This is a genomic window from Streptomyces sp. Je 1-369 (assembly GCF_026810505.1).
Classification (GTDB): domain Bacteria; phylum Actinomycetota; class Actinomycetes; order Streptomycetales; family Streptomycetaceae; genus Streptomyces.
Map to the genome: position 1 here is coordinate 5,941,288 of NZ_CP101750.1, position 14,661 is coordinate 5,955,948.

General features: G+C 71.6%; 15 protein-coding genes. 5 read left to right on the forward strand and 10 right to left on the reverse strand.

Annotation, left to right across the window (positions count from 1 at the left end; translation table 11 throughout):
* Positions 1-52: 52 nt before the first annotated feature.
* Positions 53-991 (reverse strand): AurF N-oxygenase family protein, encoded by a 939-nt coding sequence (locus NOO62_RS27095; protein ID WP_268773444.1) that lies wholly within the window; start codon positions 989-991, stop codon positions 53-55.
* 125 nt (positions 992-1,116) lie between these two features.
* Between NOO62_RS27095 and NOO62_RS27100 the strand changes: the two genes are divergently transcribed.
* Positions 1,117-2,226: a ferritin-like domain-containing protein gene (locus NOO62_RS27100; protein ID WP_268773445.1), complete on the forward strand. Its 1,110-nt coding sequence runs from the start codon at positions 1,117-1,119 to the stop codon at positions 2,224-2,226.
* 44 nt (positions 2,227-2,270) lie between these two features.
* Here NOO62_RS27100 and NOO62_RS27105 read toward each other — a convergent pair whose 3' ends face one another.
* From NOO62_RS27105 to NOO62_RS27135, 7 genes are all read right to left on the reverse strand, one after another.
* The gene (locus tag NOO62_RS27105; protein ID WP_268773446.1) at positions 2,271-3,731 is read right to left on the reverse strand and encodes a peptidoglycan D,D-transpeptidase FtsI family protein; all 1,461 of its coding nucleotides are present in this window, start codon (positions 3,729-3,731) and stop codon (positions 2,271-2,273) included.
* Between the two features lies 1 nt (position 3,732).
* Positions 3,733-5,097, reverse strand: a complete 1,365-nt coding sequence (locus tag NOO62_RS27110; protein ID WP_268773447.1) for an FtsW/RodA/SpoVE family cell cycle protein — start codon at positions 5,095-5,097, stop codon at positions 3,733-3,735.
* A 75-nt stretch (positions 5,098-5,172) separates the two neighbouring features.
* Positions 5,173-5,532 (reverse strand): SH3 domain-containing protein, encoded by a 360-nt coding sequence (locus tag NOO62_RS27115; RefSeq protein ID WP_268773448.1) that lies wholly within the window; start codon positions 5,530-5,532, stop codon positions 5,173-5,175.
* A 94-nt stretch (positions 5,533-5,626) separates the two neighbouring features.
* The gene (locus NOO62_RS27120; protein WP_268773449.1) at positions 5,627-6,955 is read right to left on the reverse strand and encodes a sensor histidine kinase; all 1,329 of its coding nucleotides are present in this window, start codon (positions 6,953-6,955) and stop codon (positions 5,627-5,629) included.
* A complete protein-coding gene (locus tag NOO62_RS27125) occupies positions 6,955-7,698 on the reverse strand; it encodes a hypothetical protein (RefSeq protein ID WP_268773450.1) in 744 nt (247 codons plus the stop codon). Before NOO62_RS27125 ends, NOO62_RS27120 begins: the two co-directional genes overlap by 1 nt.
* A gap of 66 nt (positions 7,699-7,764) precedes the next feature.
* Complete coding sequence (locus NOO62_RS27130) at positions 7,765-8,463, reverse strand: class F sortase (protein WP_268773451.1); 699 nt, start codon at positions 8,461-8,463, stop codon at positions 7,765-7,767.
* Positions 8,464-8,517: 54 nt separating this feature from the next.
* Positions 8,518-9,036, reverse strand: coding sequence for a hypothetical protein (locus tag NOO62_RS27135; RefSeq protein ID WP_268773452.1), 519 nt, complete (start codon positions 9,034-9,036; stop codon positions 8,518-8,520).
* A gap of 236 nt (positions 9,037-9,272) precedes the next feature.
* Here NOO62_RS27135 and NOO62_RS27140 point away from each other — a divergent pair, with 236 nt between their 5' ends.
* Together NOO62_RS27140 and NOO62_RS27145 are read left to right on the forward strand one after the other, a co-directional pair.
* Complete coding sequence (locus tag NOO62_RS27140) at positions 9,273-10,082, forward strand: nuclease-related domain-containing protein (RefSeq protein WP_268773453.1); 810 nt, start codon at positions 9,273-9,275, stop codon at positions 10,080-10,082.
* A 169-nt stretch (positions 10,083-10,251) separates the two neighbouring features.
* On the forward strand, positions 10,252-11,019 hold the full coding sequence (locus NOO62_RS27145) for an alpha/beta hydrolase (protein WP_268773454.1): 768 nt from the start codon (positions 10,252-10,254) through the stop codon (positions 11,017-11,019).
* Between the two features lie 68 nt (positions 11,020-11,087).
* Here NOO62_RS27145 and ligD read toward each other — a convergent pair whose 3' ends face one another.
* The gene (gene ligD / locus NOO62_RS27150) at positions 11,088-11,978 is read right to left on the reverse strand and encodes a non-homologous end-joining DNA ligase (protein WP_268773455.1); all 891 of its coding nucleotides are present in this window, start codon (positions 11,976-11,978) and stop codon (positions 11,088-11,090) included.
* Positions 11,979-12,084: 106 nt separating this feature from the next.
* Between ligD and NOO62_RS27155 the strand changes: the two genes are divergently transcribed.
* A complete protein-coding gene (locus tag NOO62_RS27155) occupies positions 12,085-13,182 on the forward strand; it encodes a Ku protein (protein WP_268773456.1) in 1,098 nt (365 codons plus the stop codon).
* Between the two features lie 23 nt (positions 13,183-13,205).
* Here NOO62_RS27155 and NOO62_RS27160 read toward each other — a convergent pair whose 3' ends face one another.
* On the reverse strand, positions 13,206-13,967 hold the full coding sequence (locus tag NOO62_RS27160; RefSeq protein WP_268773457.1) for a thioesterase II family protein: 762 nt from the start codon (positions 13,965-13,967) through the stop codon (positions 13,206-13,208).
* A 298-nt stretch (positions 13,968-14,265) separates the two neighbouring features.
* On the opposite strand from NOO62_RS27160, the gene NOO62_RS27165 reads away from it, so the two are divergent.
* Entirely contained in the window at positions 14,266-14,661 is a 396-nt protein-coding gene (locus NOO62_RS27165) for an ArsR/SmtB family transcription factor (RefSeq protein ID WP_268775799.1), read from the forward strand.

Below are 14,661 nucleotides of genomic sequence, written 5' to 3' on the forward strand. Positions count from 1 at the left end.
CCGTGTTCCTGTACGAAGAGACAGACGGACCGATCCGGCCGGAGCCCGGGCCCTATGCCAACAACCCCGATGACCGCCACAGCCGTCGCCCGACCCCCCGCATCACACCGATGTCGTCCAGGAAGTCCGTGAGCCGCTTCGCCCCCGTCTGCATGACCTCCCTGCGGTGCCCGCTCGCCTGCACCTGCGCGACGGCCTCCCTGCGGTCCAGGCCCACGTTCGTGTAGACCTCGGGGTTCACGAAGGCTAGGGAGAAGACGCGGGCGGCCTCGCCGCAGCTGAGGCGGGTCAGCTGGCGTTCCCACGCGGGGGCGGTCACCATCTGGCGCCGCAACTCCTCACGCGCGTAACGGACATGGCGGGCCTCCTCGACGACGTGGATACGCGTCACGCCGCGCACCAGCGTCTGCACGCGCTCGTCGGGGAACGTCAGCCGCTGCATCCAGTCGAGGATCTCCTCGCCGAGCAGGGTGCAGGCGAACGAGCCGGGGGTGGTGGAGACCGTCTTCAGGATGCGCGCGAGGTTGTGGTTGAGGCGCGTGACGGGGTACGTCGGGGCGCCGCCCTTCTCGATCATCCGGGCGAACATCATGGAGTGCCGGCACTCGTCGGCGATCTCCGTGAGCGCGTACCGCACATGGGCGCTGGTCACCGACTTGTCGTAGATGTGCCGGACGAGCAGCTGCATCAGGATGATCTCGAACCAGATGCCGAGCGAGGCGAGGGACGCCGCCTCGTGCCGGGCCAGGTCGTACCGCTGCTCCTCGGACATCCGCTTCCACATCGGGGTGCCGTAGAGGGAGACGAGCTCGGGCGGCCAGAACCACTTGCCCGCTTCGAGCGGTGCGTCCCAGTCGAGTTCCTTGTCGGGGTCGAAGGAGTGCTTGGCGGACGACTCCAGGAGCCGCAGGGCCACCTGCTCCCGGTCCTTGAGCAGTCCGAGCGCGTCCCGCAGGCCCTCCAGCGAAACGTCTTCCGTCACGGTCGTCATGACTGTTCCTGCCTTGTCGCGGGTTACCGGCGGTCATCTCTTATGAGACTGCCTGTCAGTAAGGTCGTCAATCCCTTGCGCACGACTTGTTGACCGCTTGTCCAGTAGCGTGTGAGCCTGCCGTCATGGCGACGCACGAGCTTTACACCAGTCCACCGGACGGGCTCAACTGGCGCGTACCGTCCGCCAGTTCGGCCCGCTTCAGCTGGGAGTACGACGAAGGGCGCGACCGCCTCCTCGCTCTCTACCAGAAGGGCAAGGACAAGCAGTGGGACGGCGCCAAGCGCATCGCGTGGGACCTGGAGGTCGACCCGCTCGACCCCCTCGGCACCCCCGACGAGTCGATGACGCTCCACGGCACGCCGCACTGGGCGAAGATGACCGACCGCGACAAGGGCGAGCTGCGCAAGCACTACGCCTCCTGGCAGTTCAGCCAGTTCCTCCACGGCGAACAGGGCGCGATGGTGTGCGCGGCCCGCATCGTCGAGTCGGTCCCCGACCTGGACGCGAAGTTCTACTCCGCGACCCAGACCATGGACGAGGCGCGGCACGCCGAGATCTACGGCCGCTTCCTGCACGACAAGATCGGCATGCTCTACCCGATCAACGACAACCTCCAGGCGCTGCTCGGCGACACGCTCCGCGACTCCCGCTGGGACATGCCCTACCTCGGCATGCAGGTCCTCATCGAGGGCCTCGCGCTCGCCGCGTTCGGCATGATCCGCGACACCACCGACAAGCCGCTGCCCAAGCAGATCCTCGCCTACGTGATGCAGGACGAGGCCCGGCACGTGGCCTTCGGCAGGATGGCGCTGCGCGACTACTACAAGCAGCTCACCGACGCCGAACTCCGCGAACGCGAGGAATTCGTCATCGAGGGCTGCTACCTGATGCGCGACCGGCTGCGCGGGGAAGAGGTCCTGGAGAACTTCGGCATCTCCAAGGCGCAGGCCCAGGAGTACAGCGAACAGTCCGAATTCCTGTCGCTGTTCCGCCAGTTGCTCTTCTCCCGCATCGTGCCCTGCGTCAAGGACATCGGCCTGTGGGGCAAGCGCCTCCAGGAGGCCTACCTCGACATGGGCGTCTTCGAGATGGGCGACGCCAACCTCGACCTGCTCATGGCCCAGGACGAGGAGATAGCCGACAAGCTGGACGCCGAGCGCTTCGCGGCCGAGGAGCACGAGCGGGTGGCGGAGGTGCGGGACGCGATCGCGTCGGGTGAGGCGGCGGGGTAGAGCACAGAGAGGCGGCGGGGTAGAGCACAGAAACGAAACCGCGCTCAGTGCGCGCCGATCGCCGCCTCCATCACCGCCTTCGCGATCGGCGCCGCGCTGCCGCCCCCGCTGATGTCCCCGCGGTCCGCCGCCGCGTCCTCCACGACGACGGCGACCGCCACCGACGGCTCCGGGTCGTCGTCCGCCTGCGCCCAGGAGATGAACCAGGCGTACGGCGTACCGGAGTTGTCGATGCCGTGCTGAGCGGTGCCCGTCTTGCCGCCGACCGTCACACCGGGGATCGCGGCGTTCGTGCCCGTGCCCTCGTCGACGACCTGCGTCATCATCTCGCGCAGCTGCGCAGCCGTGCCCGGATTCATCGCCTGCCGCAGGGACTTGGTGCCCGTGGCGTCGACCACGTCCCCGTCCTCGGTCGTCGTACGGTCCACCAGGTGCGGCGCCTTCACCGACCCGCCGTTGGCCACCGCCGCCGACACCATCGCCATCTGCAGCGGCGTCGCCCGGGTGTCGTACTGCCCGATCGCGGAGAGCCCGAGCTGCGCCCGGTCCATCGAGGTGTCGAAGTTGCTGGCCGCGACCGACGAGGGGATCTCCAGGCCACCGTCGTTGAAGCCGAAGTCGCGGGCCGTGCCGACCATCGGGGCGAGGCCCGTGTCGACGCCGAGCTTCGCGAAGACCGTGTTGCAGGACCACCGGAAGGCGTAGCGCAGGCTGGCGTTCGTGCAGCCGTCGACCTCGTTGGTCAGCTGGGTGCTGGTGCCCGGCAGCGTGTACGGGCTGGGGGACTTGGTCGGCGCGTCCGGGTCCGTCACCTCTCCCGAGTCGAGCGCCGCCGCGGCCGTCACCACCTTGAACGTCGAGCCGGGCGGATATGTCTGCCGGATCGCCCGGTTCAGCATCGGCTTGGTCGCGCTGCCGTTCAGCTCCGCCCAGGTGTCCGCCACCGCCCGGTCGGTCCCGGAGAGCCTTTCGGGATCGTACGAGGGGGTGCTGACCAGCGCGAGGATCTTGCCGGTCGACGGTTCCAGCGCCGCGACCGCACCCCGCTTGCCGCCCAGGCCCGCGTACGCCGCCTGCTGCACCGCGGCCCTGATCGTGGTCTCGACCCTGCCGCCGGGGTTCTGGGCACGCGTGATGTCGTTCCACAGGGGGAGCGGGGCGAGCATCGGATCGGTGCCGGAGAGGATGTCGTCCTCGGCGTTCTCCAGGAGCGTCGTGCCGTACACCTGCGAGGCGAAGCCGGTCACGGGCGCGTACAACGGCCCGTTCCGGTAAGTCCGTTCGTAGCGGAGCTGCTCGCCGGTGTCCCGGGAGCCGGTCACGGGCCGCCCGTCGACCAGGATGTCGCCGCGCGGCTGCTCGAAGCGGACGATGGCGTTGCGGCGGTTGGCCTCGTCGGCGTCGAGGGAATCGGCCTGGAAGACCTGGACGCGGGTGGCGTTGACGAGCAGCGCGATGAGCAGCAGCGCACAGAAGGCGGCGGCGTGCCGGATATACCTCTTCATGTCACGCGGCCTCCGCGGGCACGGGCTGGCCGCGGGCCGAGTCGCTGACCCGGATCAGCAGCGCCACGATGATCCAGTTGGTGACGACGGACGAGCCGCCCTGTGCGAGGAACGGCATGGCCATGCCGGTCAGCGGGATGAGACCCATGACGCCGCCCGCGATGACGAACACCTGGAGCGCGAGGATCGAGGCGAGCCCGATCGCGAGCAGCCGTCCGAAGGCGTCGCGCAGGGCGAGCCCGGCACGGAAGCCGCGCTCCACGAGCAGGGCGTAGAGCAGGAAGATCGCGCAGAGCCCCGAGAGGCCGAGCTCCTCGCCCGCCGTCGCCAGGATGAAGTCGGACTTCGCGGCGAATCCGATGAGGATGGAGTGCCCGGCCCCGAGCCCGGTGCCGAGCATCCCGCCGGCCGCGAACGCGAAGAGCGACTGCGCGAGTTGGTTCGGGCCGCGGCCCGCGTCGATGGAGGCGAAGGGGTGCAGCCAGTCCTCCACACGGCTGTGCACGTGCGGCTCCAGCGAGCCGACCGCGAACGCGCCGAGCGCGGCGAGGAGCAGGCCGACCGCGATCCAGCCGATGCGGCCCGTGGCGACGTACAGCAGGATCACGAAGAGCCCGAAGAAGAGCAGCGAGGTGCCGAGGTCGCGCTCCAGGACGAGGACGCCGACACTGAGCAGCCAGATCGCGACGATGGGGCCGAGGACGCGCCCGGTGGGCAGCTGGAGGCGCTTGAACCGCCACAGGGTGCGGCCGGTGTAGGCGAGGGCGTTGCGGTTGGCCGCGAGGTAGCTGGCGAAGAAGACGGCGAGCAGGATCTTCGCGAACTCGCCGGGCTGGATGGAGAAGCCGCCGATCCTGATCCAGATCCGGGCGCCGTTCACGGCCGGGAAGAAGATCGGGACGATCATCAGGACCAGTGCGGTGACGACGGAGAGATAGGCGTAGCGCTGGAGTACGCGGTGGTCGCGCAGGAAGAGGACGGCGGCGATGAACAGACCCACGCCGACCGTCGACCAGATGAGCTGCGCGGGGGCCGCCTCGTCGTGCGGGGTCTCCAGGTCGAGCCGGTAGATGAGGACCAGGCCCAGGCCGTTGAGGAGCACCGCGATGGGCAGCAGCAGCGGATCGGCGTACGGGGCGCGGAGGCGGACGGCGAGGTGCGCGACGAGCGCGAGCACGCCGAGCCCGGCGCCGTAACCGGCGGCGCCGGGCGGGACCGTGCCGTTCTTGGCGAGGCCGACGGCGCAGTAGCCGTACACGGAGAGCAGGACGGCCACGACGAGCAGGGTGAGTTCGGTGCCGCGGCGCCGGGGGACACGGGCAGCCGGGACCGCGGGGGGTGCGGCGCCCGCGCTGGTTCCGGCCATGCCGGGAACGTAGCAAGCAATCCACCTGGAAGTCCGCTTATGTCGATTATGTCGGCCGAGCGGAGTGGAGCGGCGTCAGCACCAGCGCGGGACCTTGCCGATGTTGGCGATGTAGTGCGCGGAACCCCAGGCCCAGCTCCCGTCGGTGAGCAGGTACCAGATGTTGTTGTTGACGACGCGGTCGCCTCTGGTCTTGCAGAAGATGGTGACGACTTTGCCGCGCGGCACCGTGCGGATCACCTTGCTGCCTCGGGTCGGGGAGGTGTGGAGCAGGAGTCCGCTCTTGGCGGTGACGCGGCCCTTGTAGACGGGTGCGTTGGTGCCGGCGTCGCCTGCGCTGTCCAGGGCGACGGCGGGGCCTGCGGCGGCGAGCGCCGCGAGGGCGCCGCCGGCGGCGAGTATGCCGAGCCGGACAAGGGTGGTCCGCGGGGACATGGGGCCTCCTCGGGGGAAGGGGAGTGAGGCGGCCGAGGCGGATGCCCGCAAGCCGCAATTCACACTAAAAGCGGCACTCCGCGCCCGCGCAAGCTCACGTTCCGCCGTGCCCGGTGCCCGGCTCCTCGCCGTCCCCGGCCGTCTCGTACGGCAGCCGCAGCGTCGCCACCGCCCCGCCGTCCGCCGCGTTCGAGAAGGTCAGCCGCGCACCGAGCACCGCCGCCTGGCCCAGCGCGATGGTCAGCCCGAGCCCGTGCCCCTTGCTCGACCCCTTGCTGGTGCCCTCGGTGCGGAAGCGCTGCGGCCCGTGCTCCACGAGGTACTCCGGATAACCGTCGCCGTGGTCCCGCACCGAGACGACGGGACCGTCCACGGTCACGAGGACCGGCGGCCGCCCGTGCTTGTGCGCGTTGGCCACGAGATTGCCGAGCACCCGCTCCAGGCGCCGCCGGTCGGTGTCCACACAGACATCGCGTACGACGACGAGCTCCGTGCCCTCCCCGGAAAAACGCACCACCCGCTCCGCCAGTGGAGCGAGTTGATGGGCGTCCAGATCCACCGCCTCGCTCTTCGCGTCGAGCCGCGAGATCTCAAGAAGGTCCTCGGTCAGCGTGCGCAGCGCGGCGACCCGGTCCCGCACCAGCTCGGTGGGCCGCCCCGGCGGCAGCAGCTCCGCCGCCGCGTGCAGCCCGGTCAGCGGGGTGCGCAGCTCGTGCGCCACGTCCGCCGTGAACCGCTGCTCGCTCAGCAGCTTGCCCTGCAGCGTGGACGCCATCGTGTCCAGGGCCCCGGCGACCGCGGCCACCTCGTCCTGGTGCCGCGGGAAACCCGTGTCGTCGGGCCGCGCGTGCGGGTCCTCCACGCGCGCGTCCAGGTCGCCCGCGCTGATCCGCCGGGCCACCAGCGCCGTCTGGTGCAGCCGCCGCGTCACCCGCGTCACCGCGAACGCGCCGACCAGCAGCGTCGCCCCGATCGCGAGGACCGAGGAGCCGAGGATCGCCCGGTCGAGCCCGTCGATGGTGCGGGCGCCCTGCGCGTAGTCGACCTGGACGGCGATGGCGCGGCCCCCGTCGGCGGGCCCCGCGGCCCACATCGTCGGCCGTGAGTCGTGGGCGGCGACCATCGTGCCGCGCTGCCCGTTCACCGCGAGGTCGCGCAGGCGCGAGGGCAGGCCCACCGGGTCGACGCCCGCGCCGGGACCGAGCCGGTCGCCCGCCTCGTACCGCTCGGTGACCTCGTCGAGGTGGGAGAGGGCACGGTCGCGTGCCTGGCCCACGGTCTGGTTGGTCACCGAGACGTGCACGAGCGCGCCGAGCAGCGCGGCGAGCGCACAGCACATGACGGTGATGAAGACGGCGGCCTTCCACGTGAGGGTCGCCGTCCAGGCGGGGAGCCGCGGGCCGCGCGGCTGACGGCGACTCATCATCCGCCGCTCCCGGAGGGCGAGGGGCGCGCCGAGGGCCGGGGCGTCGAGGACTCGGGCGCCTTCGCCCTGCGGCCCTTCGCGGAGCGGACGATCTCGTCGCTGGTCGGCAGCATCGCCTTCTGGTGCGAGTCCCAGGACCACACCGTGTGGTACTCGTACCCCGCGAGGCTGGAGATCGCGCGGATGATCAGGTCCCGCCCGGCGACCTCGACGCCCAGCACGGCGTCGCTCATCTCCATGATCTGCGTCAGCTGCCGCTTCTCCTCGGCGTAGACGCGGATGTCGAGGTTGTCGTCGGGCGTCGAGACGCCGACGATCAGGTCGTCCCTGCCGTCGCCGGTCAGGTCCCGGTAGTACGCCTTGAGGACAGGGCACCGCCCCTGTTCGCCCGAGCCGTCCTCGGCGCAGTCCTTCAACCGCTCGACGGTCTGCTTGTACGCCCGGTCGGTGGGCTCGTACGTCCCCGGGTTCTCCCTGAAGTCCGCGCGCACGACGTCGACCGGGTCCACCTTGCGCAGATCACCCTGCGGCACGTCGACGCCCTTGACCTTGACGGCCTCTATGGCGCCGTAGTCCTCGGCGGGCACCGAGGGGGACGGCAGGTCCGGCCACAGGTGCGTGGGCCCCTCGGCGGTGGGCGTCGGGCCCGCGCCCCGCAGCCCGCCGGGGTCGCCGCAGCCGCCGGCCAGCAGGACGGCGAGGACGGCGAAGGCGGCGGGCGCGAGCCGGCTGCGTTGCACTGCACTCCTGCCTGCCGCGGGGGCGCGGCCTGTCGTGGCACCAGGCCTGTCGTCACGTCACCATTGTTACGTCACCAGGTCGGCGTAGAGAATGATGTTGTCCGAGCGGTGACCTCCCACGATGGGCCCGCCGCAGGTCAGCAGGCGCAACTCGGGTCGGCCGGTCGCCCCGTACACCTTATTGGTGGGGAAGTCCTCCTTGCCGACCTGCTGGATCTCCCGCACCTCGAACGTCGCCGTGCTGCCGTCCGCACGGGGCACCTCCACAGTGTCGCCGACCTCGACCTTCGCGACGTTCTTCATCAGCGCCGGACCGTTCGCCGTGTCGTAGTGCGCGACGATCACGGCGGGCCCCTTCTCGCCGGGCGTGACCCCACCGGTCCACCAGCCGGGCTCGTCCGCCTTGTCCACGGGCGGCACGTCGAGCTCCTGGTCGGCGCCCACGCCGAGGTCGAGCATCGACGTGGCGTCGACGCCCGCGGAGGGGATCCGCAACCCGGTCGGCCTGGACGCCTTCAGCGGGGCGACGGCCTGCTGGGCCTGCGCGGTCGCGGCGTTGTGGACCTTCACGTCGGGGGCGGGGGCGCCCTTGCCGCCGCCGCCCTGTCCACAGGCGATCAGGCCGATACCGAGGGCGACGGTGAGGGCTCCGGCCGCGGCGATTCGGGTGGTCGTGCGGGAGGTGGTGCGGGTGGCGCGGGGGTCGTGTGTACGGGGTTGGGCGGGCGTGTCGGGCTCGAAGTCGGTGGGGGTGCTGGGGGCCATGTGGGGGCTCCTGTGGTGGAGGGGCGGCAGGGGGGCGCTGGCTGGGTCTGGGACTCAGCCGTCCGAGCGGCCGCGACGCAGCATCGCGAACCCGAGACCGGCCGCGCCCGCCGCCGCCATGCCGCCACCGGCGACCAGGAACGCGGGATCCCCGGCATCGCGCACGCCCTCGGCACCGGCCTTGACCCCGCCCTTGGGGGCGACGGTCCTGTCACCGTCCGCCCGGTCCTTCCCGTCGAGGTACGCGATGCCGATGTGCCCGTTGGAGGGGTGCAGCTCGTACGTCACGCCGCCCTGCGTGACCGTCGGACGCGTGGCGGAGAGGGTCGCTATCTCCTTGCCCTCAAGGGAGATCATCGCCGCGTACGCACCGCCGCGGTTCCGGATCTTCGCCGTCGCGCCGTTGCCGAGGGTGACCTCGTGGACCTCGCCCTTCGCGTGCGGCTTGGACGCCGTCGGCCGGGGCGCGGGCGAGTCCGCGAAGGCGCCGGCGGCCGACAGGAGCAGCGCCCCGCCGACGAGGGTGGAGACGGCGGCGGTACGGAGGAGGGTGTGACGGCGGTTGAGGCGCACGGGACATTCCTTACGGTCGGGGGTCTCACAAAAGGTAGATGTCCGCTATTGCGGCAATTCGGCAGCTATGTAACAACGGCCCATAGCTGTGTGGGCAGTGCCGTCACGGCGCGGGTGGGACCGCGCACCCGGACCGGGCGCACTCGGCGCAAAGACGCCTCGACTTCTCCCGGCCGCGACCTGGTTCTTGCCGGGGAGCGTGTGGGCTGTTCCCATGGTCGAGGGGGTGAGGGCACATGACCGGACTGCGTGTCGTACCGGCTTGGAGGCACGGGCAGGAGCGTTTGTACGTCTACCTCGCGGACGGCAGGAATGTCGCCTGGTACGACCGCGAAGCGTCGCGCGTCAACCTGCTCAGCGAGGAGAGCGAGGAGGACGTCCTCGACGTCCTCGCCCCCTTCCTGACCGGCCAGGTCACCGTGGGCCCGCCGCCCGTCCCGACCCCGGCCGAACTGGCCCGTCTCGCCCTCCACCCGGACGACGACCTCGCCCCCAACCGCCCCGGCGAGGCCCTGCGGATCTCCCTCGACCGCGACCCCGCGCCCGCCCGCAGACTGCGCGCCGACGCCCGGCACCGCGCACTCGCCGCCGAACAGACGGTGGGCGAGGCCCTGGACGCGCTCGAAGGCGCGGGCTGGCGGGTGCTGCACTCCCTGCCGCTGCCGGGCGACGCCCGGATCCACCACCTGCTGATCGGCCCCGGTGGCCTGTTTTGCGTGGGCACTCTCGCCGTCCGCAAGCAGCGGGTGCGCATCGCCGACCCGATGGTGACGGTCGGCCGCGCCGAGCCGTTCCCGCTTCTGCGCTCGCTCCGCTCGGACGCGGGCCGAGCGTCCTTCGCGCTCACGGCGGAGGTCCGCCCCGTCCTGGTCCTCGCCGGGTCCGGCGCCGCCGACCTGGACGTGGCGGCACCGCCACGCGACGTGCGGGTGCTGCGCGAGGTGGACCTGCCGGCGCTGGCCCGCCTCGGAGGGGTGCTGAAACCGGCCGATGTGGAGGCACTGCACGCGCTGGCCAGGGACCGTCGGACGTGGGAACGGGTCTGAAAACCTGTTGGAGGGCTATGGGGGGTGCTGGTACGTTTCGGGCGGCCGTGCGAGAGACCGAGGAGGTGGTACCCGTGAACGTATCGACGTGGGTGCTCTCCTCAGGGGTCACGGTCGGGCGGTAGGTCGTCCGGGAGCGCCGTTCTGCGCACTCCCGAAAGGCACGACCATGCATTTCACTTCCGAGAAGCGTCTCGACGACGGGGTTATCGAGCGTGAGTTCACGCTCGGTGAGGTTCCCGGGATCCTGTGGACGCCCGCTGTCCCTCCCGTATCCGCTGTCCCTCCCGCGTCCGAGCCGTCCGCCGCGGCGCCGCTGCTCCTGCTCGGGCACCCGCCGCTCGGGCTGGACAAGATGTATCCCAGGCTGGCGGCCAGGGCCCGGCAGGCCGTGGCGGACGGCTTCGCCGCGGCCACCATCGAGCTCCCCGGCAGCGGGACCCGTCCCCGTTCGGCCGTCACCGACCGGGCCCGCGCCGACCTGCGCCGGGCCATGGCAGCCGGTGAGACGGTCACCGACGACATCGTGGACCGGCTCGTCCTCCCTCTGGTGGAACAGGCGGTCCCGGAATGGCGGGCCGCTCTGGACGCCCTCCTGTCGCTGCCCGGGATCGGTGGCCCGGTCGGATACTCGGGGGGCGTGATCTCCGTCGGGGTCCGGCTCGCGGTGGTCGAGCCGCGCGTCTCGGCCGCCGTGCTGTTCGCGGGGAGCCTCGTGCCGCGTGCCGTGTTCGAGGAGGCCCGGCAGGTCACCATTCCGCTGCACGTCCTGTTGCAGTGGGACGACGAGGGCAACGACCGGCAGGCCGCCCTGGACCTGTTCGACGCCTTCGGCTCCGAGGAGAAGTCCCTGCACGCGAACATGGGCGGGCATGCGGGGGTCCCGGAGTCCGCGGGGGAGGGGGCGGCGCGGTTCTTCGCGCGGCACTTGAGGTGAGGCGACGCGCCGAGTCGTCCCTTACCTGAGGCCCGGCCGTCGGAAACGGCAGCGGTCGCGCCCGGCCGTCAGGACGGCAGCGGTCGCGCCCGGTCGGGGTCGTCGAGGGGCTCGATCAGATCCCCGTACGCCTCCAGGCGCGGCGCGATGTCGTCCGCGGCGAAGACCAGCCGCCCGGGCTCGTCGCACGCCTCGACCTCGTCCCAGGTGACGGGGGTCGAGACGGTCGGCTCCCGCCGCGCCCGGAGCGTGTAGGGCGCGGCGGTGGTCTTCGCGGCCGCGTTCTGGCTGAAGTCGACGAAGACCTTGCCGGGGCGCAGGCTCCGCGTCATGCGGTGCACGACGAGGTCGGGCAGTTCGCGCTCGGCCGCGACGGCAAGCGACTTGGCGTACGCCGTGACCCGTTCGGAGGAGGTCGGCTCCAGCGGTACGAGGAGATGCAGCCCCTTGCTGCCCGACGTCTTCGCGTACACGTGGAAACCGTCGGCGGCCAGCCGCTCCCGCAGCCAGAGCGCCGCCCGGCAGCACTCCACGACCGTGGCGGGCGCCCCCGGATCCAGGTCGAAGACCATCCGGTCGGCCTGCGCGGGGGCTTCCGCCCGCCACTGCGGCACGTGGAACTCGGTCACCAGGTTGGCCGCCCACATCAGCGTGGGCAGGTCCTGCACGAGGACTTGCCGGGCGGTCCCCTCGGAGCGGGAGCGGGGGACCTCGGCGGTATGCACCCAGTCGGGGGTGCCCGGCGGCACGTTCTTGGAGAAGAACTGCTGGCCGTCGGGCCCGTCCGGGTAGCGCAGGAAGGAGACGGGCCGGTCGCGGAGGTGGGGGAGGAGGGCGTCGGCCGTGGACGCGTAGTAGTGCAGGACCTCGGCCTTGGTGAAGCCGCTCGCGGGATACAGGACCTTGTCCAGATTCCTGAGCGCGAGCCGCCGCCCCTCCACCTCTGTGATCGGCGTCATAGGATGAGAGTCCCATATAACGCCCATAACGACACAAAAGTAACCTGGCCGAACCTGGAACCTGTCCCAGCTGTCTTACCGCTCCCCCCATAGCGAGGTGCCGGACGTGCGATCCATATGGAACGGTGCGATCTCCTTCGGGCTGGTCAGCATCCCGATCAAGCTCGTGAACGCGACCGAGAGCCACTCGGTCTCCTTCCGCCAGATCCACACGGAGGACGGCGGCCGCATCCGCTACCGCAAGGTGTGCGAGCTGGAGGAGCGCGAGGTGCCGTCGGCGGAGATCGGCAAGGGGTACGAGGACGCGGACGGCTCGATCATCCCGATCACGGACCAGGACCTGGCCACGCTGCCCATCCCCACCGCCAAGACGATCGAGATCGTCGCCTTCGTCCCCGCGGACCGCATCGACCCGCTCCAGATGGGCGCCGCGTACTACCTGGCGGCGAGCGGCACCCCGGCCGCCAAGCCGTACACGCTGCTGCGCGAGGCGCTCAAGCGGAGCCAGAAGGTGGCCATCGCGAAGTTCGCGCTACGGGGCCGGGAGCGACTCGGCATGCTGCGCGTCGTCGACGACGTGATCGCCATGCACGGACTGCTCTGGCCGGACGAGATCCGCGCGCCCGAGGGGGTGGCCCCCGACTCCGAGGTCACCGTGCGCGACGCCGAGCTCGACCTGGCGGACGCGCTGATGGACACCCTCGGCGAGGTCGACATCAACACGCTCCACGACGACTACCGCGAGGCGGTCGAGGAACTGGTCGCCGCCAAGGTGGACGGCGTGACCCCGGCGGAGAGGGCCCCGGCCGGGGACGGCGGCGGCAAGGTCATCGACCTGCTCGCGGCCCTGGAGAACAGCGTCCGCGAGGCCCGCACGGCGCGGGGCGAGCACGCGGGCGGGGCGGACTCGGACTCGGGGGCGGGGTCGGTGGCTGAGGTGACGCCGCTCACCCGCAAGTCGTCCCGCGCGACGCCGAAGCAGGTGGGCGGCAAGAAGTCGACGTCGACAGCGACGTCCTCGGCGAAGAAGAAGGCGTCGGCCAAGTCGACCGCGCGCAAGACGACGGCCAAGAAGACGACGACGGCGAAGTCGACCGGGACGACCGGGACGACCAGGACGACCGGGACGAAGAAGACCGCGGCGGCCAAGAAGTCGACGGCGAAGAAGACGACGGGGACGGGAAGGCGTAAGGCCTCGGCGTGAGCGTACGAGTCGGAGTACGCGGTCTACGCCGTCGCGCCCCGGCCAGCCGGTGAGGAGGCGATGACCTCCGTGACGTACGGCAGATGCCCGTCGAGGAAGAAGTGGCCCCCGGGCAGTACGTGGCAGGAGAAGTCGCCGCGCGTCTCGCTCTCCCATGCCCGCGCGCCCTCGACCGTGACGCGGGGGTCCGCGTCCCCGGTCAGCACGACGACCGGGCAGTCGAGCGGGGGCCCGGGGCGGTGGACGTGGGTGTCGAGGAGGCGGTAGTCGGCGCGTACCGGCGGCAGGATGAGCGGCAGCAGGTCGGGGGAGGAGAGGAGCTCGTTCGCGGTGCCGGAGAGCTCGCGCATCTCGTCCACGAGTTCACGGTCGGACATCTCGTACACCGGCCGGTCCGCCGCCGCGGTGCGCGAGGGCAGCGAGGGGGCCTGCCGCCCGGAGATGAAGAGGGCGACGGGCGGCCGCCCCTCGGCCGTCATGCGCCGCGCGGTCTCGAAGGCGAGGACCGCGCCCATGCTGTGCCCGAAGAGAGCGATGGGCGGGCCGCCACCCGGCCTGGGGAGCGCGGCGAGCACCGCGTCCACGACGTCGTCCGTGCGCTCGGCGAACGGCTCGCCGTACCGCTCCTGGCGCCCCGGGTACTGCACGACCATCGGGTCGACGGCGCCGGAGACGGCGGCGGACAGCGCGTGGTAGGCGCTGGCTGAGCCGCCCGCGTGCGGGAAGCAGACGAGGCGGGTCCCGGCGGCGGGCGCGGGGTGGAAGCTGCGTATCCAGTCGCCCACGAGCGCGACCTTCCTTTCGCTGCCGCGCGGGGCGGCGGTGTTCGGCGTTCGGTGTTCGGTGTTCTGTGTTCGGTGTTCTGTGTTCTGGGTTCTGTGCGTTGGCTCAGGTCAGCATGCCCGAGGAAGTGCGCCCGGTCGAAGGCCGGGGGGAGGGAGCGGTGCCGGGGGCGGGGGCGGGCGGAGGCCGACCGGCTCCGACCTAGACTGACGGCCCACGTTGAGGGCGACGAGAAGGGCGACGGTGGTGAGAGCGGGAAGCCGACGGACGGCGCCGGTGACGGCCCCGGTGACGACGCCGGTGGCGACGACGCCGGACGGCGCGGGCGCCCCCGCCGACGTACCCCTCGCCGACCACGACGATCCGCCCCCGGAACTGCTCACGGAAGCGGCCGCGGCCTTCGGCCTGCTCGCGTCGTCCGCGCGGCTGCACATCGTATGGGCCCTCGCGCAGGGCGAGAGCGACGTGAGCGGCCTCGCCGAGCGGGTGGGCGGCGCGCTGCCCGCCGTGAGCCAGCACCTCACCAAGCTGAAACTGGCGGGCCTCGTCGGCTCGCGCCGCGAGGGCCGCCGCATGGTGTACTTCGTCGCCGACCCCGACGTCGTGACCGTCGTACGCCTCATGGTCACGCAACTCGCGTCGCGCGCCGAGGCGTCCACCGCCCCGGCCCGCCGGCTCCGCGGAACCGGTGCCTGA

What these genes read in the sequence shown, in the direction of transcription:
- NOO62_RS27095 (WP_268773444.1), bottom strand. Translation starts at nt 991, where the DNA reads ATGACGACCGTGACGGAAGACGTTTCGCTGGAGGGCCTGCGGGACGCG.
- NOO62_RS27100 (WP_268773445.1), top strand. Translation starts at nt 1,117, where the DNA reads ATGGCGACGCACGAGCTTTACACCAGTCCACCGGACGGGCTCAACTGG.
- NOO62_RS27105 (WP_268773446.1), bottom strand. Translation starts at nt 3,731, where the DNA reads ATGAAGAGGTATATCCGGCACGCCGCCGCCTTCTGTGCGCTGCTGCTC.
- NOO62_RS27110 (WP_268773447.1), bottom strand. Translation starts at nt 5,097, where the DNA reads ATGGCCGGAACCAGCGCGGGCGCCGCACCCCCCGCGGTCCCGGCTGCC.
- NOO62_RS27115 (WP_268773448.1), bottom strand. Translation starts at nt 5,532, where the DNA reads ATGTCCCCGCGGACCACCCTTGTCCGGCTCGGCATACTCGCCGCCGGC.
- NOO62_RS27120 (WP_268773449.1), bottom strand. Translation starts at nt 6,955, where the DNA reads ATGAGTCGCCGTCAGCCGCGCGGCCCGCGGCTCCCCGCCTGGACGGCG.
- NOO62_RS27130 (WP_268773451.1), bottom strand. Translation starts at nt 8,463, where the DNA reads ATGGCCCCCAGCACCCCCACCGACTTCGAGCCCGACACGCCCGCCCAA.
- NOO62_RS27140 (WP_268773453.1), top strand. Translation starts at nt 9,273, where the DNA reads ATGACCGGACTGCGTGTCGTACCGGCTTGGAGGCACGGGCAGGAGCGT.
- NOO62_RS27145 (WP_268773454.1), top strand. Translation starts at nt 10,252, where the DNA reads ATGCATTTCACTTCCGAGAAGCGTCTCGACGACGGGGTTATCGAGCGT.
- ligD (WP_268773455.1), bottom strand. Translation starts at nt 11,978, where the DNA reads ATGACGCCGATCACAGAGGTGGAGGGGCGGCGGCTCGCGCTCAGGAAT.